This is a genomic window from [Flexibacter] sp. ATCC 35103, assembly GCF_001975985.1.
GTDB lineage: Bacteria > Bacteroidota > Bacteroidia > Flavobacteriales > Flavobacteriaceae > Flavobacterium.
The window spans coordinates 19631-44205 of sequence record NZ_MTQF01000017.1 but is presented as its reverse complement, the minus strand read 5'-3'; the positions used below and the strand labels follow the sequence as shown (position 1 = coordinate 44205).

The 24575-nt window shown below is 35.2% G+C and carries 11 protein-coding genes; 1 reads left to right on the top strand and 10 read right to left on the bottom strand.

Going from position 1 to position 24575, the window contains the following annotated elements; genetic code table 11:
• Positions 1-44 precede the first annotated feature (44 nt).
• From BXU01_RS22955 to BXU01_RS22935, 5 genes are all read right to left on the bottom strand, one after another.
• On the bottom strand, positions 45-1859 hold the full coding sequence (locus BXU01_RS22955; protein ID WP_083696072.1) for a glycoside hydrolase family 2 protein: 1815 nt from the start codon (positions 1857-1859) through the stop codon (positions 45-47).
• 258 nt (positions 1860-2117) lie between these two features.
• Positions 2118-3155 (bottom strand): glycoside hydrolase family 43 protein, encoded by a 1038-nt coding sequence (locus BXU01_RS22950; RefSeq protein ID WP_083696070.1) that lies wholly within the window; start codon positions 3153-3155, stop codon positions 2118-2120.
• 110 nt (positions 3156-3265) lie between these two features.
• A complete protein-coding gene (locus BXU01_RS22945) occupies positions 3266-4441 on the bottom strand; it encodes a cellulase family glycosylhydrolase (protein ID WP_083696068.1) in 1176 nt (391 codons plus the stop codon).
• Between the two features lie 83 nt (positions 4442-4524).
• Complete coding sequence (locus BXU01_RS22940) at positions 4525-6048, bottom strand: RagB/SusD family nutrient uptake outer membrane protein (protein WP_083696065.1); 1524 nt, start codon at positions 6046-6048, stop codon at positions 4525-4527.
• Positions 6049-6066: 18 nt separating this feature from the next.
• Entirely contained in the window at positions 6067-9084 is a 3018-nt protein-coding gene (locus BXU01_RS22935) for a TonB-dependent receptor (protein ID WP_083696062.1), read from the bottom strand.
• A 387-nt stretch (positions 9085-9471) separates the two neighbouring features.
• Here BXU01_RS22935 and BXU01_RS22930 point away from each other — a divergent pair, with 387 nt between their 5' ends.
• On the top strand, positions 9472-13422 hold the full coding sequence (locus BXU01_RS22930) for a two-component regulator propeller domain-containing protein (protein ID WP_083696060.1): 3951 nt from the start codon (positions 9472-9474) through the stop codon (positions 13420-13422).
• Positions 13423-13511: 89 nt separating this feature from the next.
• Here BXU01_RS22930 and BXU01_RS22925 read toward each other — a convergent pair whose 3' ends face one another.
• The 5 genes from BXU01_RS22925 to xylA all read right to left on the bottom strand — a co-directional run bounded on the left by BXU01_RS22925 (position 13512) and on the right by xylA (position 24572).
• Positions 13512-15437 (bottom strand): sialate O-acetylesterase, encoded by a 1926-nt coding sequence (locus BXU01_RS22925; RefSeq protein WP_083696057.1) that lies wholly within the window; start codon positions 15435-15437, stop codon positions 13512-13514.
• Positions 15438-15623: 186 nt separating this feature from the next.
• Positions 15624-17252 carry a DUF5597 domain-containing protein gene (locus BXU01_RS22920; RefSeq protein WP_083696126.1) on the bottom strand — a complete coding sequence of 543 codons (1629 nt, stop codon included), beginning with the start codon at positions 17250-17252 and terminating at the stop codon, positions 15624-15626.
• 159 nt (positions 17253-17411) lie between these two features.
• Positions 17412-19361 carry a RagB/SusD family nutrient uptake outer membrane protein gene (locus BXU01_RS22915; protein WP_255373832.1) on the bottom strand — a complete coding sequence of 650 codons (1950 nt, stop codon included), beginning with the start codon at positions 19359-19361 and terminating at the stop codon, positions 17412-17414.
• Between the two features lie 29 nt (positions 19362-19390).
• The gene (locus tag BXU01_RS22910) at positions 19391-22483 is read right to left on the bottom strand and encodes a TonB-dependent receptor (protein ID WP_083696052.1); all 3093 of its coding nucleotides are present in this window, start codon (positions 22481-22483) and stop codon (positions 19391-19393) included.
• 763 nt (positions 22484-23246) lie between these two features.
• Positions 23247-24572: a xylose isomerase gene (xylA, locus tag BXU01_RS22905; RefSeq protein ID WP_083696050.1), complete on the bottom strand. Its 1326-nt coding sequence runs from the start codon at positions 24570-24572 to the stop codon at positions 23247-23249.
• Positions 24573-24575 lie beyond the last annotated feature (3 nt).

The following is a 24575-nucleotide window of genomic DNA, read 5'->3' as shown; positions in this document are numbered from 1 at the left end:
TTATCGAAAACTTTGACAAAGTTGCATCGTGTTAAAATCAGTATTTATTTATGATTTAAAGCCCCGATTACTTCTGTGTTGATTTTATTTATAGCTTTAAAATCCATTTTATCTACTTTTCTGTCGTATGTCATGAATCCGTTTACTTCACCTTCAACATCAGTTGTTTGCGTATAAACTGCTGCCGAAAACCCTGTTTTTACGTAGTTTTTCAGCACTTGAGCATATTTGATGTATTCTGCAGTTACCTCAGCTTCATTTTTAAATTTAACATAACCCCAATTATCATTTGCTCTCCATAAATGACCTTCGAGTGGTAAACCAATTCCGCCATATTCACCTAAAACCGTAACTCTTCTGGCATCATACAAATACATTTCAGGTCCCGGATAATTGTGTAAATCAAGAATATCTCCGGTTTGAAAATGATTTCCGCCACTTGATGAATTTGTTAAGCGGCTTGGATCATGATTTTTGGTCCATTCGGTAATTTCGACTGTTTTAAATTGTCCCCAGGCTTCGTTAAACGGAACCCAAACCACAATACTTGGATACGAATACAAATGATCCATAATTTCACGCCACTCTTTTTTGTAGATTTCTTCTGATTTTGGGGAACGCTGTAATTCTGTTCCGTCAAAATATTTTGTGTTTTGCCAAATCGGCTGTTCGTCTCCACTCGGCATATCCTGCCAAACTAAAATTCCCAATTGGTCGCAATGAGTATACCAGCGTTCCGGTTCTACTTTTACATGTTTACGAATCATATTAAAACCTAATTCTTTCGTTTTAATAAGATCATATTTCAAAGCTTCGTCTGTTGGAGCGGTGTATAATCCGTCTGGCCACCAACCTTGATCTAAAGGCCCAAACTGAAAATAATCTTTGTTATTTAACTGCATTCTCACGATTCCGTTTTCATCTCTTTTTGATGAAATCTTTCGCATGGCAAAATAACTTTTGACCTCATCAACTACTTTATTTTTACTTATTAATCTAATTTTTGTCTGATACAAAAATGGATTTTCCGGCGACCATAATTTAGGATTATTTAAAACTATGTCATTACTTTCTCCCACTACTGCTTTTTCTTTCGCGATTTCTTTTCCTCCATCAAAAACTGATATTTCGATTAAATCCCCTTTTTCTGCTCCATGTACATCAGCTTTAATACTTATTGTATTTTGATCGATATTTGGGGTCGTTTTTAGTTCTGAAATGTTTTTAGCGTTTACGGGTTCAATCCAGACTGTCTGCCAGATTCCGGTAACTGTCGTGTACCAGATTCCTTCTGGTTTTTTGACTTGTTTTCCTCTTGGCTGAGGTCCGTCGTTTGAGGGATCCCAAACTTTTACAACTAGTTTTTGATTTTTTCCTTTTTGGATAAATGGTGTAATATCAAATGAAAACGGCGTATAACCGCCAGTATGTGAACCTACTTTTATGTCATTGATAAAAACTTCCGTTTTCCAGTCTACAGCTCCAAAATGCAAAAGGATATTTTTCCCGTTCCAGCTTGATTCTGTCGAAAAATGGGTTTCATACCAAAGTTCATTTTTTGAACCCACTTCTTTCATCACGCCAGACAAGCTGGATTCAGCCGCAAACGGAACCAGAATTTGCCCGTCATATTTTGAAGGTGCCGTTTTGCCAAATTCCTGAATCGCATAATTCCATAAGCCATTCAGATTTTTCCATTGGCCACGCTCCATAATCGGACGGGGATATTCCGGTAATGTTTTGTTCGGATCAACCTCTGCCGCCCATTTTGTTTTGATTTTATCTCCTTGTGGTTTCCATTGTGCATGAACCAGACAGCTTAAAAATAGCGCCACCAGAATTATAGTTTTCTTATTCATTCTATATTGTTTTATGCAATGATTTAAAAATTATTGCTGTTTCATTTTCTTCTTCATCAAATAAATTACCAGGTCATACCACACGACCTGGCAATTTCAAACACTCACTTTAACTAACCATTTTATTTAAATTGTGAATTATGAGTTTGGTTTTAGTATGGATTATTATTTATTTCCGATACAATAATCTCTGCTTCGTATTAACTCAAAAAACACTAACAACGCCTAATTCCAAACTCATAATTCATAACTTATATCTCATAATTTATTTTTAGTAATCCCAAATTTTTTCACCAAACTGTTGTATTCATTTTTAGAAATTGTAATCATACAGCCGTGACGTGCTTTTTCAGGTAAACTGTACTTATCCCAATCAGAGAAAAAAGTATAACCGGATGCTTGAAACCAGGGTCCGTTTAGATTATCTGCAATTGATAATCCGTAAGAAACTCCGGGGTATTGTTCATAATACATGTACCATATTTTATCATCTGGAGAAGGAACTAACATTGGTGCTTCTCTAAAGTTTGGACTAATCGATTGCTGGGGCAGAGAATAAGGTCCTAAAAGAGATTTTGATTTGGCTATTCTAATGGTTTTTCCGGTTGTCCAATACAAAGTTGGGTAGGTTTCATCCTTAATAACTGCGTAATAAGAGTCGCCTACTTTTCGAATAAAAACATCAATCGTTCCCATATCCCAATCAAATAAACGGTTTGGCGGTCCTTCGAAACTTTTTAGATCTTTAGACAAAACATATAAAGTTCGCTGACTTGCCCAATATCGTTCTCCATCTTCTTTTGTTCCTTCAAGATGAGGTGTGTGCCATGTCATTATAAACTTTTGTGAATCTTTGTCGTAATATAATTTTGGAGCGCCAATTCGTTGTAAAGCATTCGCATAATCAGGCGTGCTTTTTAAATCCGGTGTGTAATCTGAATGTTTTTTCCAGGTAATTAAATCATCTGAAACCCAAATATTGATAGTTTTTGCATCATCTCCGGTATTTCCTGCGATATAATATTTTTCGTCAGGACCTTTACAAATATCAGGATGCCCTTTATATTCTTCAAAAACACGTTTTCCGTTATTCAAATTTTCCCAGTGTAAACCATCAAGACTTACAGAATAATACAATCTGCCGTAATCATTGTGCGTCATGTGAGCAAAAAGATAGGCTTCGTTTTTAGGTTTTTCATTTCCCTTAACTTGTCCCGGCGGATCTGGCTGTTGTGCTTTGGCAGAAAAACCAGCCAAAATTGCTATTAAGAGAAGAAATTGTTTTGCTGTTTTCATAAGCTGTTTTTTTTTAATGTGGCAATTAGTCAATTTGATAATTAGATAATTTCTTAGATGTGATAATTTTCTAATAGCCACATTTTCTAATTATCAAATTGACACATTTTCTAATTCTTCTTATTTGTCTCAGACGTCATCTTTTTGATTAAATCTGTTTCGGCTTTTATGTATGGTGTTCCGTCGTTTTTAAGCACTTCATGAAACCAAAGTTTTGGCTCTGAATCGTATTTTTTAGTCCAGCTGTCCCAGGCATATTTGGTTTGTGTTTTTCCGTCGACAAAACCCCAGTTGATCATTCCAACATTGTATTTTCTGGCTATTGGTAAAAATCCTTCAAATGTGCTTCCGTTTGGTCTTGCCATATATTCTGTACACAATAAAGGTTTTCCGTAGCGTTGTAATTGTTTGATTACTTTTTCGAAATCTGCGGATGTATTATAATTATGAAAAGAAACTACATCTGATTGTTCGATCTGCATTTTATGCATTGGTTTCATTTTCGCTTCATCGCTCCAGTCTCCTACCCAGACTCCTGAGGTTAATGGCTGTGAAGGATTACTTTCTCTTGCCCAGATAAAAACATTTTTTAAAAGAGGCAAAATCAAATCGACTTTGTTTTTGATTTCGATTTTTTCATAAGATGGTCCCGTCATATTATCCGGTTCGTTCCATACATCCCAACCCAAAATACGTTTATCATTTGCAAATTTCGCAACGGTTTCTTTTACATATTTCTCTAAACGAGGATATTGTGTAGAATCCTGCAGCACTTTTTGTCCCGGGCTCTGTACCCAGCCTGAATTGTGTGTATGAGGTTTTGGATCACGTTGTTTTCCTAAAGTCGGAAACGGATCCCAGCAGGAATCAAATAAAACGAAAAGTATTTTGATATGGTGTTTATCTGCAATTTCCAAAAATTGATTCATGCGTTTGTAAAGTCCTTCTGCGTCTTGTTTGTGCAGTAAATCGTGCAGGTAAACGCGCATTACATTCATGCCTATATTTTCTGCCCAGCCCAATTCCTGATCAATTCTTTTGGGATCAAAAGTATCTACCTGCCACATCTCTAATTGGTTTATAGCTGTGCTGGGATAATAATTTGCCCCTACTAACCAAGGCTGTTCTGCATACCATTTATTGGCCTGATCTTTTGTCCAGATTTCTCTTTTTTCGATTACGGCAGTTTCATTTTTATTCTCTTCAGAATTGCTTTTTTTGTTGTTGCAGCTTAGCAATACTAATCCTGCCAACATAAATGTCAGACACAATTTTACTTTTCTCATTATAAATTTTGTTATTATGAACAATCGTTCTTTATGATAAGGGAATCAGACTAATAGATCTGATTCCCTCAAAAAATTCAGTTTTAATATCCAGAGTTCTGCTCCAGATTTGGATTATTATCTACATCGCTTTGCGGAATTGGCATTCTATGATTTTTACCTACCGTGAAGTTTTTAAAATCAGGATCACGAAGCGCAATTTTATCAACCGAAGCTTGAGAATTTAAATCTCCCCAACGTTTTAAATCTTCCCAGCGAACACTTTCTCCGGCTAATTCTAAAACTCTTTCTGTTTTTAAACGCTCTAAGAATTTATCATGATCGTTTCCTATTTCAGGATGTGCTGTTGCTAATGTATTTAAGTCTACACGAGCTCTTACTACGTCAACGTATTGATAAGCTTGTGCCGTATTTCCTAATTCGTTTAGAACTTCTGCATAGCGCAATAAAATATCGGCATAACGAACTAATCTGTAATTAACCTGGTTGTAATAATCTTCATTATTTCTGTAGTAATCACGGCTTCCTTTTCTAAACCATGCTTCATCATTATTCCATTCCCAGTTTCTACCGTATGTTTTGTCTCCAAAATCAGCCAGTAATTGAGGATAATATAAAGTCCATCTTAAACGAATATCCAGATTACCATCTTTATTTTTTTCTTGTTTGAAAGCATTTATCAGCCAAAAACGTGCCTGTCCATCAGACCAGCCAATTCCTCTTGGTGCAAAAAACTGAGAACGGTTGCTGGAAACTGCTGCATTTTGAGCTTCATCAGTTCCTCCTTTTCTTTGATCTCCAAACTGGATTTCAAAAACAGATTCGCTGTTGTTTTCACTTACATCTGTAAAATTGTCTCTATAGTTAGACACTAAATTGTACTTTGCTCCTGCTCCGTTAATTAAATATTCTAAAGCAACTTTGGCTTCAGGCCATTTATGCTGCTGCATATAGGCTTTTGCAAGAAAAGCTTTTGCAGCACCTTTATCTGGTCTCCCTGTTTGGTCAGATGACCAGTCTTTTGGTAAATCTTCATAAGCTTCGTTTAGGTCTTTTTCGATTTGGGCCCAGATTTCAGCCACCTTTTTTTGCTGTGGTAAATCTGCCGGTGTAGACGGATCTAAAACCAATGGAATATCTTCCCAGATTACTGCTGCATAATAGTAGTGTAATGCTCTGAAAAATTTAGCCTGAGCTATAATTTTCTTTTTATCATCTTCATTTTGAAAAGTAATATTTGGAACGTTTGCCAAAACCTGATTACATCTAAAAATAGCTTTGTAGGTATCTCTCCATGTTACGGCATTTCCTTCCCAAAAATTATAATTGATGTAATTAAATCTTGTCCAGTCTGCTAATTCTGTCCACGGACTTACGCTGTAACCTTCATCAGAGGTCAGGTCTAAACGAAAATACATCCATCTTGCCCATAATCCGTCTTTATAAAACATGGCATAAATTGAGTTTACACCGGCTTGTGCATCACTTTCAGTTTTCCAATATTGATCTACTGTTATATCATTTGGGCTGTTCAGATCCAATTCGTTTTCACAAGCTGTAAAAACAAGACCCAGAAAAGCTACTGTTATTATTATTATTTTTTTCATTACGCTGTTTTTTTAAAATTAAAAGCTAAACTCTACACCAAAAGAATAAGTCTTAAGATTTGGAAAAGAACCATTATCAACACCTCTTTCAAAAATCCTGTTATCACCGGTATTACTGAACTCAGGGTCTAAACCTTTGTACTTTGTAATCGTAAGAATATTTTGTGCAGATAAGGTTAATCTTGCTCTTGAAATTCCTGAGTTTTTTAAAACGCTGTCTGGCAGATTATATCCAAACCCAATGTATTTTAGCCTGATAAAGTCACCGCTTTCTAAGAAACGGTCGCTGTCGCCTCTGGAGTTTAAGGTTGAACCTTTTGTAACTCGGGGAAAATCAGTATTTGGATTTTCTGGTGTCCAGGGCTGGATTCCTGTTCTGTAGTTACTGTTATCGTCAAAACGATCTACAACACTTCTAAATCCGTTATAAACAGTCGCTCCGTGTGACGCGATCCAGTTCATAGAAAAATCAAAACCTTTGTATTCAGCTCCGGCGTTTAGTCCCATTTCAAATTCCGGCCATGGACTTCCTACAACAGATTTGTCTTCATTTGTAATTTGTCCGTCACCGTTCACATCTTTAAAACGAATATCTCCGGGAACAGCATTTGGCATAATCACTTTTCCATCTGCGTTTTTGTAGTTCTGAATTTCTTGCTGAGACTGGAATAAACCATCTGTTTGCAGTACATACCACATTCCTACCGGTTGTCCGCTGCGGGTCATTGTGTTTCCAATAATATTTTCATTTTGACCGTTACCCAAAGAAACCAGCTTGTTGTTTATTTTTGTGAAGTTTACAGAAGCATTAAAAGAGAAGTCATTTATTTTTTTGCTGTAAGCCAGTTCCAATTCAAAACCTTTGTTTTCGACAGTTGCAGCATTAGAAATTGGGTTTCCGCCATCATTACCTGTAGTTAGTAAAATTGGAAAACCAAACAATACATCTTCTGTACGCGCAATAAAATAATCGGCAGTAAGACGCAGATCATTATTTAAAACTCCTAAATCTAATCCAAAATTCGTTTGTTTTAATTTCTCCCAACGCAGCTGTGAATTTGATAATTTTACCTGAGCTGCTGATGGATATAAATTTTGATCTTTACCCAATACAATCTGTCCGAAATTATTAATGAAACTTTTCGATTCATACTCTCTGATATTTCCAGAACCTAACTCTCCATAACTGGCTCTTAATTTTAAATCTTTAATAAATTCTGATTTAAAAAATGATTCATTGTTTATTCTCCATCCTGCAGAAAGTGACGGGAAATTACCCCATTTATTTCCATCGCTGAATTTTGATGAACCATCACGTCTGATTACAGCATTGAATAAATAACGATTATCGTAGTTGTATTCTAACCTTCCTAAATATGATGCTAAAGCAGCTTCGTTTATAAAACCTCCAACTACCGGCGAATCTCCCTGATTTAAAACCTCATAATATTGGCCTGTTCCGGAATTCATTGGAAGATTTCTCTTTGTTCCATAAATCTGATCGTAAGTATCTTTTTGGAACGTCTGACCTACTAAAACAGTAATATCATGTTTACCAAATTCTTTTTTGAATGTCAGTGTATTTTCAAATAACATGGTCTCAGATCTTCCTTTATTCTGATCTGTCTGAGATGGATCCTGAGGCTGATTTAATGTCCAGCTTCCTTTTTTTCTCATGTATTTATAAGAATCAAAACTAGTTTCATATCCAAAATTGAAACGGTATTTCAACCAAGGCACAAATTTTAATTCTGACCAGATATTTCCTCTAATCCTAAAGTTTTGGTTTGTTGTATTAGAAAAATCAGCCAGTGCCAAAGGGTTTGTTCCAAAAGTATCCGCAACACCTTGTTTTCCGTAACCGTATCCGCCCGGATTAGAAGGATCATAAAGCGGAATTGTTGGTGTCATTCTGTAAACATCAATAATTGGGTTTCCAGACATTTCATCTGTTTTAGAATTACTGATCGCTAAGTTTTCTCCAATACTAAAAATTCCTTTTGTACCGCTTGAATTTACACGAAATGAAATTCTGTCAAAATCAGTTCCAATAACAGTTCCTTCATTTCCAAAATAATTCGCAGACATAAAAAATGTCGAATTTTCGTTTCCTCCGGAAAAACTTGCATTATAATCCTGTATCATTCCTGTTCTAAAAACTGCATCCTGCCAGTCAGTATCAACGGCCATATTTAAATTTTGTCTTGTAAATCCGGCATTGTCATACGCCATATTGTTATATTTTGCAAACTCTTCGGTTCCCATTAAATCATAACGAGGCATAACTGTAAAGCTTGATTTTGCTGAAACTTCAACTTGCAGCGGCCCTTTTTTACCTTTTTTGGTCGTAATGATAATTACTCCATTTGCAGCTCTGGAACCATAGATAGCGGCAGCAGAAGCATCTTTTAAAACCTGAATAGATTCGATATCATTTGGGTTAAAATCGCGATTTGCAGTTGTTACCAAACCATCAATTACATAAAGCGGATTAGCATTTTGAAGATTCTTTAATCCACGAATTTCGATATTGGCTTCCTGTCCCGGGCGTCCGCCGCCACGAACTTTTACTCCGGTAACCAAACCTTGCAGTCCGTCAGCAACTGTAGTAACCTGTCTTTTTTGAATTTCAGTGGCTTTTACCAGCGCAACGGCTCCTGTAAGGTCCTTTTTTTGCTGCGAACCGTAACCTACCACTACAATTTCATCGAGTTTATTAGCATCTTCCTGTAAAGAAGCGTTTACTATTGTTTTGCCATTAATCGCGATTTCGGTTGTTTTATATCCCTGTGAGCTAAAAACAAGTGTTTGATCTGAAGATGCAGTAATTTTAAATGTCCCGTCAAAATCGGACACGGCGCCATTTTTTGTGTTTTTGATCACAACGTTAGCAAACGGAATTGGTTCTCCTGTTGCAGAAGCCACTTTTCCGGTTATGGTTATTTGCTGTTGTGCATAAGTTTGTTGTAATAATAAACTAAAGAAAAACAAGAGGTAATATCTCTGCTTTAAAATTTGAGTGAACTTTGTTTTCATTGATTTTTCATTTTAGATAGTTTTCTTTTCTTGGTTGGTTCATGATTGTTTTTTAAATTCTAGTCATCTCTAATACGAGCAAAAAAATAATTAATATTGCTCAACAATAATAATGTGTTCATTTTAATTCAAAATTAGTAATGGTATATTTTTTTAAACTTTATTTTATTGATACTCTATTTTTTTAGTATAAAAAATATCAAATTCACTTATTTAAAAAATCAAAGTAGATGATTTTAATTCAAAATAAAATGATTCATTTGTGTCAATTTCTATCTTAAATGATTCAAATGGTATAAAAAAGACCAGAAAAATCGAGACTTGCAACATTTTGTAGAATATTGACACGATTTGAATAAGTCCCGATTTATCATAAAAAATACAACTATGCGTAAATTCTTTCTTTTATTATTTCTTTCGATTTTTTCGATAAATTTTATTCAGGCACAAGAATATTATTTTAAACATTTTCAGGTTGAAGAAGGACTTTCAAACAATACTGTTTTGACTTCTTTACAGGATGAAGATGGTTTTATGTGGTTTGGAACAAAAGATGGTTTAAACAGATTTGACGGTTATCGTTTTAAAACTTATCGCAGCAATGCGGACCCAATTCATAGTTTAGGCAGCAATTATATCCAGTCTTTGCATGAATATAAAGGTGTAATTTGGGTAGGTACAGATAAAGGCCTGTATCAGTATAATAAAAAAACAGATCAGTTTACGGTTTTAAATGAAGCCATAAACGATCGAATAAACGATATTAATCATGATAAAAAAGGGAATATCTGGTTTATATCAGGAAATATCCTGTATAAATATTCTACAACAAAAAAGGAAACCAAGACTTTTAATCCCAATAAGTATTTTGTTGCAACTTCGATTTCAAGAGGTGCTAATGGCGAAATATGGGCTTCGTCTTTAAATAAAATCTACCATTATTCTGAAGAAAGTCTTTCGTTTGAAAATCTTCCGATAACGCCTCCTGCAAGTTCTGCCAATTTTAGAATTACGGTTATTTATGCTTTGGATAAAAACAATATTGTAATTGGTACACAGGATGATGGTGTTTTGATGTATAATATTCCAAATAAAACAACTTCGGCTTTGCAATTTTCGACAAAAAATCCGGTTTATGTGCGACAATTCAAAAAGAAGGACAATGACGAACTCTGGATTGCAAGTGAATCCGGGATTTATGTTTATAATCTGAGAACAAAAACAAACGTTAATCTTAGAAAGAATTATAATGATCCGTATGCAATTTCAGATAATGCCGCGTATTCTATAACTGTCGATAAAGAAAACGGAATTTGGGTGGGAACGTATTTTGGCGGAATTAATTACCATCAAAAACAATACACGCAATTCAAAAAATACTTTCCTCAAAAAGGGCAGAATTCAATTAGCGGAAGTGCCGTCAGGGAAATTCATAAAGATGACAAAGGTGATCTTTGGATTGGGACTGAAGACGCGGGTTTGAACCGATTTAATCCGAAAACGCAACAGTTTACTTCGTATTTACCAAACGGAAGTAAAAGCGGTGTGTCTTATTATAATATTCACGCTTTAATGCCTAGAAAAGATAAAATCTGGGTGGGAACTTTTGAACATGGTCTGGATGTTTTAGACAGAAATTCAGGTAACGTTGTACGACACTATAGTGCTAATAATTCAGGATCCGGATTGCGCAGTAACTTTATTTTTTCTTTTTATGAAACTAAAAAAGATGAATTAATTGTTATTACCACAATGGGGCTTTACCGTTACAATGAACAAAATGATAATTTTGAAACCTTAAAATTTTTCCCTGAAACCACTCATTATACTACTTATAAAGAAGACAGCGACGGAAATTGCTGGGCAGGAAGTTATCGCGATGGTTTATTTTACTATAATCCGAAAACCAAAAAGAAAGAAGTTTTTATTTATGATTACAAAAATCCAAACGGGATTAGTAATAATTCCATCAATTATATTTTTGAAGACAGTTCGAAAAATTTATGGTTTGCTACTGAAAACGGACTGGATTTATTCGATAAAAAAACAAGAACTTTTAAAAAATTCACTACAAAAAATGGTTTTCCAAGCAATGTGGTATATTCTATTTTAGAAGATGATTCGAAAAATTTATGGCTTACGACTTCTAAGGGTCTGGTAAAATTTAGTCCGGATCATAAAAGCATTAAAATCTTTACAACAGCAAATGGTTTATTGAGCGATCAGTTTAATTATGCTTCTGCATTTAAGGACACAAACGGAACGATGTATTTTGGAAACTTAAACGGGATGATTAGCTTTAATCCCAAGAATTTTACCAAAAACAAATACACACCTTCTATTTTTATTACCAATTTGCAAATCAATAATAAGGATGTTGATGCCAATAAAAATGATTCGCCTATAAAACAGTCTATTTCGCATATTGATGAACTGGAACTCAACAACAGTCAAACATCATTTAATCTTGAATTTGCTTCGTTAAATTATACGGCACCGGAACTTACTGAATATTGGTATAAACTTGAAAATGTTAATAATGAATGGGTATTTCTGGAACGCAATAATAAAGTTTTCTTTACAGAACTGGCGCCCGGCGATTATGTTTTTAAAGTAAAATCACTAAATAGTTTTGGTGTTTGGAGTAAAGAAGTAAAATTAAAAATCCGGATCCTGCCACCATTTTGGGCAAGTTCTTATGCCTATTTTTTCTATTTTTTACTGATATGCGGTTCGTTTTATTATATCATTCGTTATTCTCAGAATTTGACGCAGATTAAAAATAACCGAAAAATAAAACATCTGAATGACGAAAAGGAGAAAGAAATCTATCAGGCAAAAATTGACTTTTTTACCAATGTGGCACACGAAATCAGAACACCTTTGACATTGATAAAAGGTCCTTTGGAAAAACTTTTAATAATGGAACACCAATTACCTGAAGTGCCTCAGAATCTTTCTATCATGAAAAAAAATACTTCGCGCTTATTAAAATTGGTAAACGAATTACTGGATTTTAGAAAATCGGAAATTGGCGGATTAAAGCTCACTTTTGTAGAAGCGAATATTTCATCGATGGTCAGGAATTTACATTTGAGATTTAGCCAGCTGATCGAAGAAAGAGGAATTGAATTTGAAATGGAACTGGGCGAAAAAGACATTTTTGCTTTTGTGGATAAAGAAGCTTTCAAAAAAATACTGAGCAATTTGATGAGTAATGCTATTAAATATTCTACAAATAAAGCTTCGATCACGCTTTTCAGGGATGAAAAAAAGTTGACTTTAATCGTTAAAAATGATGGGAATCTGATTCCGTTTCATCTAAAAGATAAAATTTTCGAACCGTTTTTCAGGGTTGATAATATGGATACAACTTCAGGAACAGGAATTGGGCTTTCATTGGCACATTCGTTAACGCAATTGCATAACGGAAATCTCCAGGTAATTCCGGATTCAAAGGTGAATATTTTTGAATTGGTGGTTCCGCTTCGTCAGGAAGAAGAATTTATGTTTTATAATGAATCTGAGAAAGAAGAAATTGAAACTGAACATGAAACTGTTGAAATCGAAAATAAACACGAGAAAACACAGCTTTTGGTGGTTGAAGACAATGAAGATTTATTGAATTTTATTACAACAGAATTAGCTCCATTTTACACTATTCTAAAAGCAGATAATGGTGAAAATGCCTTAAAAATAATTCATAACGAGAATATTCAATTGGTCATAAGCGATGTTTCGATGCCGGTTATGGACGGAATTACATTGTGCAAGGAGATTAAAACGAATCTTGAAACAAGCCATATTCCGGTGATTTTGCTCACCGCAAAAAATTCGCTTAAATCTCAGATTGACGGTCTTGAAGTGGGTGCCGATGCCTATATTGCAAAACCTTTTTCAATGGATTATTTAAAAGTTCAGGTGAACAATCTGATCGAAAACAGAAAGCAGATTATGAATTATTATGCGAGTTCTCCTCTTTCGCATATTAAAAGTATCGCCCACAATAAAACCGACGAAAAATTCCTGAAAAAACTTGACGAAGAAATCCTGAAAAACATTACTGATTCTGATTTAAGTGTAGAATCTCTGGCTGAGATTATGAATATGAGCCGATCTACTTTATACCGAAAAATTAAGGATCTTTCGAATTTGAGTCCAAATGAATTAATCAATATTGTACGTTTAAAACGTGCTGCAGAACTGCTTTTGAATGAAAACTACAAGATGTATGAAATCGCCGAAATAGTGGGATATAAATCGCAAACGAGTTTTGGCCGAAACTTTCAAAAGCATTTTTCGATGACACCTTCTGAATATATTGCTATGAATAAATAATAAAGATTTTAGAGCTATATTCTCCAGTATTAAAACCCTCAACAATTGTTGAGGGTTTTATATTTAATAATCACTATACCAAACCTCAACTACTCCCTCCTATTCAAATTTGCTTCAAAGGGTGAAGCCGGCAAATTCTCTTTGTTATATAAATTAGCTTCTACGGGATTATCTGCCCAAGCATATCTCACTTTGGTTGGATTTATGATGGTTTCGCTCCAAACTATCACTTTATTGTTTTCTATAGTCGCATTTGCCCAAACAAATTTTCCGTCATTTCCTGCAATTGCAAATCCTTTTAATACAGGAGAATCTTTTGAAGTTAAACCAGATCCTATGTCTGTAAAACTCAGGATTAGTTTGTTTTCTTTTTGTTCTATTGATTTAAAAAGCGGGCCTGAAGCTACTAGATTTTTCTCGCCATATGCGACCTTTCTGGCTTGAAGAGCAAGCCTTTTACCAACATCGTATTTATTTAAAGGGTGAATGTCGTTCCATTCTCCTAAATCTATGGTGACCGCCATTCCTGTATTGGGTATTTTTAAAACATTTAATTGCTGCTGTCTTAATGCTGCCCAATTGCTTTCGGCTGGTTCTGGTTTTGGTTCCATGAAATTAGTTAATTGCACGACTAAAAACGGTAATTTTTCTTGTTGCCATTGGGCGCGCCAATTTGCAATTAGAGTTTCTATTAGTGCAAAATATTCTGATGGTTTTTTAGTGCTGGATTCTCCCTGATACCATAATACTCCCTTTATGGAATAATTTTTTAATGGCGCAATCATAGCGTTATAAAGTCCAACAGGTTTCCATCGCACAAAAGTTGGCGAAGGCAAAGGCAACATTTTTGTTCCTAATTTATATTTCCATGATCCTTTTAAATCAATTGTGTCGTTTCCTGAAACTAATTGATACGGTTTGTCAATAACAAATCCTCCTTTTCCTGAATTATTAATAATACGAACAGAGATTTCATTTTTCCCCTCTTTTAAAATTTTGCCATCAAAAGAATAGATTCTTGGAGGATATTGATATGAAGTTGTACCAACAAAATTACCATTTACATAAACGGAATCGGCATCCACAATTCGGCCTAAAATAAGTTTTGCGGTATCGCCTTTTACTTTTGAAACAACAAATTCTTTCCGGAACCAGACTACTCCGTTACTATTTCCTAAATCATTGTCTGCCCAATAACCCGGGATATTCATTGTTTTCCAATCAAGATCATCCAGATCAGCACTTTTCCAGTTGCTCTTTAAACCTTCATCCGTATTATTGGCTAATTTGTACCAATCATTACTTACTTTTTGATCATTTTCTTCGATTTGTTTTTCGAGTGTTCCGTCTTTATATTTTAAATATTCCTGATAATAATCGGGAAATTTCTTAACGCTTTCCTCACTGATCCAGGATTCTGCCGGAGAACCTCCTAAAGCTGAGTTTATCAACCCTATCGGAATTTTGTATTTTTCATAGATTTCTAAGGCGAAAAAATAAGCAACTCCTGAAAATTGCAAAACACTTAAAGGGGTTGCCGAAATCCATTCTCCGGAAGTAAAATCTTCTTTTTCATTGGCGAAATAATATTGATCCGGAACTAAAAACTGTCTGATATTTGAATTTTCCGCTTTAGCGATAACATCTTTGTATTTATCTTTCAGACGATTCATAGGAAGCTCCATATTTGATTGTCCGGAACAAACCCAAACGTCTCCAAAAAGAATATTCTTTAGTATGATTTTATTATTTCCCTGCAAAGTCATTTCATAAGGACCGCCGGCTTTTTGAGACGGAAGTACAATCTCCCATTTGCCCTCTTCGGTTGTGACGGTTTTGTATGTTTTATAATTGAAATTTAGTTCGATTTTTTCTTTGGCAGAAGCCCAACCCCAAATTTTCACTTTTGTATCGCGCTGCAAAATCATACCGTCACTAATTAAACGCGGTAATTTTATTTGTGCAGCTGCACCAAAGCTTATAAATAAGATGATTAATGTTATTGATTTTTTCATTTTTATATTCTTTACTGCAATGATTTGTTGGGTTTAGAACTCGTTTTTTTGCCACGAATTACACTAATTTTCACTAATTTTCACTAATTTTTTGTGTTGATTTTATTAAATATTAATTGGTGTAATTCATGGCTAACTTTTTTAGGTTTTAATACCTAACAGATTTTAAAAACCTGTTAGGATATGTTATTCATAGGTGTATAATTTTAGTTTTTGAATTTCATAATCGCCCACTGAAATCCTTAAATGTCTTCCCTGATGGGTTTGATCTCCATTAAAATGTCTAATGGTTCTCCAGACTTCATTTTCAAATTTTCCCAGATCGGTTTTCAAAATACCTGTATTAAGATTTTTATTTTTTAAGGATTTAAAAGTGACTACAATTCCGGATCCGGCGATATAAAACTCATCATTTCCTATTTCTATAATAATTGCACTTGACATGGGCCATTTTTCTTCTTTAGCACCATCTGACCAATTCAAAGTATAATCGTGCTTAAAAGTAAACTCATAATTTCCTAAAGTAATAATCTGCAATTGATTTTCTTTGTCTAATAAAACGCCGTCAATTTTACCCTGCCCTTTATTTGATTCGATAACTGGGGTTAGCTGTTTGACCAAATCATAAATTTTCCCGAGTGGTTCTTTTTTGGCATCAGAAACAGATTCAATAGAAAAAGGCGAAAACCCCATTGCTTCATAATGTGCAATAGCATATAATCCTTTGAATGGTGCGGTGGAATCAAAACGATGTTCCGGTATAAATAAGGGATCTCCCTGACGGGTAAATAAATCATTCCAGTGTTTAAATGATGGATTATAAAAATCAGGTGACAAAAAATCGATGGCTGTGCCTGCTGCTTTCCATACATCCATTACATGCGGTAACGGGCCTGCGCTTGGATATTCTCCCGGCTTTTTTTCGGGAGCATTCAAAGCAGCATTTACAAACATAGGAATGGCATAACTGTCTTTTCCTGCTTTGGCTATTTTATTGGTGAATTTGGCAAAATACCACGCCATAAAAATCTCATCTGTATGGAGTCCTTTTCCAAAAACCTGTTCCCAATTTCCTGAAGTTTTATAACCATTGGTTTTCCATATTTCTAAAAACTCAGGAACTAATTTTGCTTTATTTTTCTGCATATATTGTAGTAACTCTGCCGGAACTTCTTTTTTGAAAGCTTCATTTGCCAATGGATGATAATCTCTGGCTGTTGGCAACATTCCTATTTCATTCTCGACTTGTACCATAATTACAATTTGGTTCTTTTGATCGAATTCTTTAATATGTGCCATTAGTTTCTGAAAAGCATTTAAGTCTGCCTGCAAATTGTTTTCGCTAAATGGTGTGAGTATTTCATGACTTCTGTCTTTATCGTCTTTAACCCTTGGATATTTTTTCTGATTTAGTTTTACCCATTCCGGAGCATGACTTGACATACTGTTTTTCCAGGATCCAAACCACAAAAAGACTAATTTCAGGTTTTCTTTTCTGGCTCTCAGAATTAAATCATCAACCAGTGAGAAATCGAATTTACCTTGATCTTTTTCTATTAATTCCCAATAAATGGGCGTTAATACGGTATTTAGATTCATATCTGTTAATTTGGCCCAAATGGGCTCTATGCTTTCCATGGTTGTCGCCGAAGAATTCCCCAATTCTCCGCCAAGTATAATAAAAGGTTTTTTATTGACGATTAATTGTGTCTTGTTTCCTTTTTTCTGAAGGTTTGGCATTGCATTTTGGCTAAAGCCTAATTGCATCGTAAACAATACAATTATGAAAAGAACATTTTTTATTGATCCAACCATTCTATTTTTTTTTAATTTGATAACAATCTCTTTAATAACAAAAAGCCGAATTAAGATCCGGCTTTTTGTAAACAAACTCAAAAAGAACATTTATTACTTAAACTTACTAAAATAAACGATTATTAAAGTTTTAAAAATCTTCAATTTTATCTTATTTTATTAGTATCCAGGATTTTGATAGGCAGCTTTATCGCCTGCTGACATCTCCATACCGTCCAGTTGAGTCGTTGGTATAGGGCGCAGATAATCCTTTGCTGTTATGGTACGGGTAAACGTTTTTACGGAGTGATCTTTCCAATCATTAGGGTTTGTTGCACCGGCAATGGTAAATGCACCACCATATTCTATCCAGTTTTGTGTACGTGTTAAATCATACCAGCGATAACCTTCGCCAAAATATTCACGGGAACGTTCAGCAAGAATATAATCAATGTCTATAATTGCCGGAGTAGCAGCAATCATAACGGCACTATTATCCTGAGCAACAGCAGTATTAGCTTTGTTATTAAAATTCCATTTTCCTGCTCTTGCGCGAATAACATTAATAAGATCTCTTGCACTTTTACCACCCTGAACAGTCGCACCTTTTACGGCCGCCTCGGCTGCTATAAAATACAGTTCAGAGAATTTAGCCACTGGAAAAGGGCGTGTGCTGCTGCCATTAGGCGATCCTAAACCAGTACCATTATCTGTACGATAAGGTCCAAGTTTCCAGTTTCCCGGGTAACATATTCTGGAGAAATAACTCGGTTCGATTACAAAATCTGCTCTTCCGGGTAAAATACCTGCTCCTACAGAACTGTTATAAACAGTGTTTGAATAATCTACACCTGACACATCATTATCCAAAAAAGTTAATACTGCGTCTCCATTTGCTATTGGTAAATAATTTGCATTGTATAAAGTAGGCGAAGTAATTCCGGCTTTAGCCCAATTGCCACGATATGCTGTTGTAAATGTTCCGTCGTAGCGGGAATCATTTGTTTTGTCTGCAAAGGTCTTTTTAAATACTTCTATTGGAGGTGCCAGCATGGTCCAGGGGCGACCCAAAGGTTGCGAAGCTTCCCGCTGAACTGAACTTACTGCTGCCCAACTTGTTTTACTGGAGGAGCTTCTAACACCTGTATAGTTAAACTGACCAAACCAGCCGGCAAAATAATCTGTACTAAAACCACCACCGCTATAACTAAGATCGCCTCCGTTATACGTTGCACTGGATTGTGTGTGATCTGCATATAACAACATTTCTTTGTTTCTGTCTTTTGTAGCCACATTTACATCATAAAATGTTGGTTGCAAACCAAATGGTCCCGGATCATTTATAGCTGCTACTGCAGTATCATATGCCTGCTGAAAATACCATGCTGCATCGTGTCCGTCCAGATCTTTTCTATCTGATGCAGGATAAGTAGGAATGTTTTTTGGATTTTGAAGCCACCATCCAAAAGTAAGATACGCCTTTGCTAAAAAAAGCCTTGCAGCGGTTTTCGTTAAGCCTCCTGTAACACGCCCTGCTACCGGTAAATCTTCAACAGCTTTCTTTAGATCTGGAAAAATGGCTTTACTGTAAACTTCAGGAACTGTATTTCGAACAGAAGACCGCATTGTCGAAGAATTAAATTTTAATTCTCCTGCACCCAAGTCAAGAGGTACACCTCCATAAGTCTGTACAAGTAAAAAATAATCAAAAGCACGAAAAAATCTGGCTTCTGCAATAAGGGCGGGTGAAATAGTTCCAATTGCCATTCCGTTTTCAATAACACCGCTGGCAGTATTAATATTTGGGAAAGCATTATTCCAGACTGCACTTGTATTACTTGTTGAAGGATCTATAATTCCCACTCCTGAATAATCCAGGTTTTTGACATTTCCATCTGAATTCTGTCCCCATGTTGATTCATCTGTGGCTATTTGTCCTACATTTAAAAAATATCCATTACCATACATATAGCGTAAATGTCCGTACATAGAAGTTACTCCTCCCATTACCCCTTCTGGTGTTGAGAAATAATCCGGTGTAAAAATAGCACGCGGTTTTTCGTCTAAGATATCATTAGAACAGCTGAAAAGAACTAATGAAAGTATTGCTGCGCTTATATATTTTTTCATTTTAATCTGTTTTTTCATTTTTTCTGTTTTTAGAATGTTACGTTTAGCCCTAACATAAAATTAGTAGACTGTGGAGTATTGTATCCCACTGTAAGCAAGCGGCTTAAATTCCCTGAATAGGCCACAGCCATATTGGTACCGTCATTTGCGTATGAATTCGTTTCAGGATCTAAACCTGATAATTTATGATAAGGCGAATATATCACCCAAGGGTTTTGAACTGTACAGTAAAGTCTCAGTCTTTCCATACCGGCGGTTTTGATCCAGTCTTTTTGAAGATTATATCCTAAAGTAATGGTTTTAAGTTTTACATAAGATCCATCAAAATATCCTAAGGTTGAACCATATTTTGGATTATTACTTTCTGTTGGACCTCCCGGCAACGGAAATTGTGCTCCGGTATTCGTGGACGTCCAGTAATCAACATCTATCTGCCCTCTTCGTCCATCGTTGATATTAAGATACCCATTAGAACCATAAAGTGTACTATTCAGGATACCTCCGCTTTGAAAAATTCCTACTATCGAGAGATCAAATCCCTTGTATGCGACTCTGGTATTAAAACCACCCTGAAAATCAGGATCTGCATTCATAACTTGTCTGTCATCAGCACCAATTAATCTTTTTGGAGTACCATCAGCATTATACTCGCCGGTATATTGTACTCTAATCATTCCTGCTGCTCCTGCCGGTCCTTCGTATTGTTTTGCTTCGGCATCAGTCTGCCAGATTCCCACTTTTTTATAATCATAAATTACATTAATAGGTTTACCAACAAACCACCAGTTGTTTTTATCTTCGGTTGTTCCTGAAGCCAGGGACACCAGTTTATTTTTATTACTGTATATATTTGCTCCTGCTTCCCAGGTCCATCCGTTATAATTGTCCAGGATTACCCCATTTAATGAAAATTCATAACCTTTATTCTGAGTAGATCCCACATTCCCTACATAACTGCTTACTCCTGAAGTCACTGGCAGGTTTACGCTAAGCAAAAGATCTTTTGTATCTGTAGTATAATATTCTATAGTACCGGATAAACGATTTTTTAAAAAGGCAAAATCAAGTGCGTAGTTTGTTGTTATAGAATATTCCCAGCCAAGATCCGGATTAGGTAATGTCGAAACATAATATCCGGTTGCATTTGTGTCTCCAAAATTATATGGTCTGGTACTTAAGTTCCCTAATGTAGCATAAGGAGCTACTGACTGGTTTGAAGTCTGACCATAACCTGCACGTAATTTTAATGAATTAACCCAGGAAACATTATTCATAAAGGATTCTTTCTGAATATTCCATCCGGCTGATATAGCCGGATAACTGTGCCATTGATTCGATGGTGCCAGTCTTGATGAGGCGTCTGATCTATAAGTTGCGCTTATCATGTAGCGATCTGCATAAGAATACATACCTCTGACCATGTAAGACATAAGACCACTTTGCGTATAAATTTGATTATTATTATTGATCGTAATATCGTCATTATCACCTGTAGAAGTCTGACCAAGGTTAAAGTACTGAAAACTGTCGCCTGCAATATTTCTTCTGGAAATTGATGAGCTGTTGTATGTTGCTTGTTCTGCTGAATACATCGCCAGCGCGCTTACTTTATGTTTTTGTCCAAAAGTGTGGTCATAGTTTAACAAGCTTTCGATGGTCCAGCTTGTATTTAGAGAATTTCCTATTGAGGCTACGTTAGGATTATTAATATTAGAATTAAAAACTCCAATTCCGGTATAATTACCTGTATTGGTGGTACGGAGATTTCCTCCAATATTAACTCTGGCTTTTAAACCGTCTATGGCCGGAATTTTTAACTCGGCATAAGCTGAATTATAAGTACCAAAAGCCTTGTTGCGATCAACAAATTTGTCGCCCAGATTTTTCATGCTTTCTCGTGTATACACCCAGTTTTCATCCTGTGGCATTCTCACTGTTCTTTTTAGGGAACCATCTGGATTGTAAGGATTCGCAATTGGCGACATACTAAGAACGCCATACATTCCTATACTTGCACCATCTGTTATACTATAATTATTATTAGACGAAAAACCAATACGAAGTAAACCCAGTTCCTGATCAAGACCTGCACGAACTGAATAACGATTGTATTCTGATCCCGGTATAACGGCCTGATCTTTATAATAATTAGCTCCAAAATTGTAATTACCTTTTTCACTTCCGCCTGTAACTGCGATATCATGACTTGTCACAATACCTGTTCTATAAAACAAATCCTGCCAGTCTGTATCTACATCATTCGATTCATCGATACCATTTACAAGGTTTTTACCAGCGAGTTTACGAAACTCTACATACTTAGGTCCGCTCATCATAGGATATTTTACCGCATTTTTATATCCTGTATAGGTATTATAGGCTATCTGGGCTTTTTGACCTTTTGTTCCTTTATTACTGGTAACCAATATTACACCATTTGCACCTCTGGAACCATAAATAGCGGTTGCCGAAGCATCTTTTAAAATATCTATACTTTTTATGTCATCAGGGCTTATATCTGCTAATGTTCCTGAAAAAGGAATTCCGTCCAGAACTACTAATGGGTCGTTTCCGGCTGTTAATGATCTTGTACCACGAATACGGACCTGCATAGTAGCACCGGGTTTTGTAGAAGTCTGTGTCATTTCGACTCCTGCCAAACGCCCCTGAAGCGCCTGCGTAACATTTGCCGAAGGTACTTCTCTAAGAACATCTCCTTTTATAGATGCCACAGAACCCGTGACAGCTTCCTTTCGTTGTGCCCCGTAACCTATAACTACAACTTCCTGCAGTGCATTTGAATTCTCCTGTAATAGTATATTAATTTTAGTTTTACCATCAACAGATACTTCTCTGGTTGTTAAACCCAGAAAGCTAAATACCAAAACACCATTGGCAGGAACATTTGTTATCGTATAATTTCCGTCAAATCCTGTAACAACTCCTGTTTTAGTGCCCTTTATATTAACATTTGCTCCGGGTATTGGACCACTAGCATCAGATACTGTACCTGAAACTGTGGTCTGCGCATTTGTATTCCAGGAGAATAGAAACAATAAGGTTAGAAACCCCAAAAATCTTATGATTTTTGATTTGCTTTTTTTAATTAAAAAGTTAGTCATAAACAATTGGTTTAATTAGTTAGTAGTATGGTTAGTTAGGTTTTTTGTCTGTGGACTTATAAATTATTCTTTATATAGTACAGAGCATTATAAGTCTTTATTGAAACAAATATATATAAAAAACAACAATACACAATCGGTTGCGTTAATTATTTTTCCGAATTATTAAAAAATAGTATTTAAAAAAAACGTAATACTTATTTATACCTACAAAATATTAAAAATATCGCAAAATAGATATTCTTACTTACGAAAACGTTAGAGATATGAGATCATTTTATCTCCAATATTAGAAAAAACATAAAAATCCTGAAATCAATATTTTTTTGATTAAAAAGTTTTTTTAATCAAAATCCAATTACAAAAAAGAAGCATAATTTTAGCTAAAAACATCAAATAAATAAGAAATAAGACTTATATATTTCTGAATTGCAATATTTTACCACTAAAACCTTCATCTTTATAATAAAAGGCTAAACAGGCAATCGGTTGCTTATAAAACAAAAAAAATCCTCTCAAAATGAATTGAAAGGACTTAATACTGGGTTACAAAAATGCAGCCTTGATAGTCGTTTATTTTATAGAATCTTATAATTTAATTGTTACTATATTATAAATTCAGGGATTCAAATTTTTTATAAAGAAATTCAAAAAAATAACTTTCTATAACTATCATATTTTATAATTATCATAAAAATATCTTTTTAAGAAATTTCAAACTGCCCTGAGAAGTTTTTCAAAACCTGTTAGATATTTCTATTCATTAAATATATTGATTAATGATATTTTCAAACAATTCCTGTTTTCCGCTTTGCAGGTTTAATTCTCCATTTTCGTTTGCAATCGCATATAAGTCTTTTAGGTTTAGTTTTCCATCAGCAAAATCTTTTCCTTTTCCGGAATCAAATGAGCTGTATCTTTCTTTTCTTAATTTTTCATAAGGAGAAGAAGTAATGATTTTATCAGCAGTTAACAATGCTCTTGCAAATGTATCAGCACCGCCAATGTGTGCCAGGAAAACATCTTCAGGATCTGTAGAATTTCTTCTAATTTTTGCATCAAAATTTACTCCTCCGCCTTGTAATCCGCCTGCTTTCAGAAAAACAAGCATTGCTTCTGTCGTTTCCTGAATGTTGTTTGGAAACTGGTCTGTATCCCAACCGTTTTGGTAATCTCCTCTGTTTGCATCAATGCTTCCTAACATTCCGGCTTTTGCAGCTACTTCAAGTTCATGCTGAAAAGTGTGTTGTGCCAATGTTGCATGATTTACTTCAATATTAATTTTGAAATCTTTATCTAAACCATATTCACGTAAAAATCCAATTGCTGTTGCAGAGTCAAAATCGTACTGATGTTTTGAAGGTTCCATAGGTTTTGGCTCAATAAAAAAAGTTCCTTTAAATCCCTGCGCTCTTGCATAATCTCTTGACATGGTTAAAAATTGTGCCATATGATCGAGTTCTCTTCCCATGTCTGTATTTAATAAAGACATATAACCTTCACGTCCGCCCCAGAATACATAGTTTTCCCCATCTAAAGCAATTGTTGCATCAAGCGCTAATTTTACTTGTCCTCCGGCTCTTGCCACGACATTAAAATCAGGATTTGTAGCTGCTCCGTTCATAAATCTTGGATTCGAGAAACAATTTGAAGTTCCCCACAGCAACTTAATTCCTGATTCAGCTTTTTTCTGTTTTAAATATTCTGTAATGGTTGCCAAACGTCTTTCTGATTCTGCAAAAGTTGGTCCTTCAGCAATTAAATCATAATCGTGAAAACAGAAATAATCAAATCCCATTTTGCTGATAAATTCAAAAGCAGCATCGGCTTTATCTTTAGCAGCCTGAACAGGATCTGCTGATTGATCCCAGGGAAAATTTTGAGTTCCTGGCCCAAATGGATCACTTCCTTGTCCGCAGAATGTATGCCAGTATGCGACAGCAAACCTAAAATGTTCGCGCATTGTTTTTCCCGCTACAACCTGATCCGGATTGTAATATTTAAATGCCAGTGGATTATCAGATTCTCTTCCTTCAAATTTAATCTCACCAATACCTTTATAGTATTCTTTATTGCCTAAAACTATCATTTT

Coding starts and splice junctions, on each gene's coding strand:
- BXU01_RS22955 (WP_083696072.1), bottom strand. CDS start 1,859: ATGAATAAGAAAACTATAATTCTGGTGGCGCTATTTTTAAGCTGTCTG.
- BXU01_RS22950 (WP_083696070.1), bottom strand. CDS start 3,155: ATGAAAACAGCAAAACAATTTCTTCTCTTAATAGCAATTTTGGCTGGT.
- BXU01_RS22945 (WP_083696068.1), bottom strand. CDS start 4,441: ATGAGAAAAGTAAAATTGTGTCTGACATTTATGTTGGCAGGATTAGTA.
- BXU01_RS22940 (WP_083696065.1), bottom strand. CDS start 6,048: ATGAAAAAAATAATAATAATAACAGTAGCTTTTCTGGGTCTTGTTTTT.
- BXU01_RS22935 (WP_083696062.1), bottom strand. CDS start 9,084: ATGAAAACAAAGTTCACTCAAATTTTAAAGCAGAGATATTACCTCTTG.
- BXU01_RS22930 (WP_083696060.1), top strand. CDS start 9,472: ATGCGTAAATTCTTTCTTTTATTATTTCTTTCGATTTTTTCGATAAAT.
- BXU01_RS22925 (WP_083696057.1), bottom strand. CDS start 15,437: ATGAAAAAATCAATAACATTAATCATCTTATTTATAAGCTTTGGTGCA.
- BXU01_RS22920 (WP_083696126.1), bottom strand. CDS start 17,252: ATGGTTGGATCAATAAAAAATGTTCTTTTCATAATTGTATTGTTTACG.
- BXU01_RS22915 (WP_255373832.1), bottom strand. CDS start 19,361: ATGAAAAAATATATAAGCGCAGCAATACTTTCATTAGTTCTTTTCAGC.
- BXU01_RS22910 (WP_083696052.1), bottom strand. CDS start 22,483: ATGACTAACTTTTTAATTAAAAAAAGCAAATCAAAAATCATAAGATTT.
- xylA (WP_083696050.1), bottom strand. CDS start 24,572: ATGATAGTTTTAGGCAATAAAGAATACTATAAAGGTATTGGTGAGATT.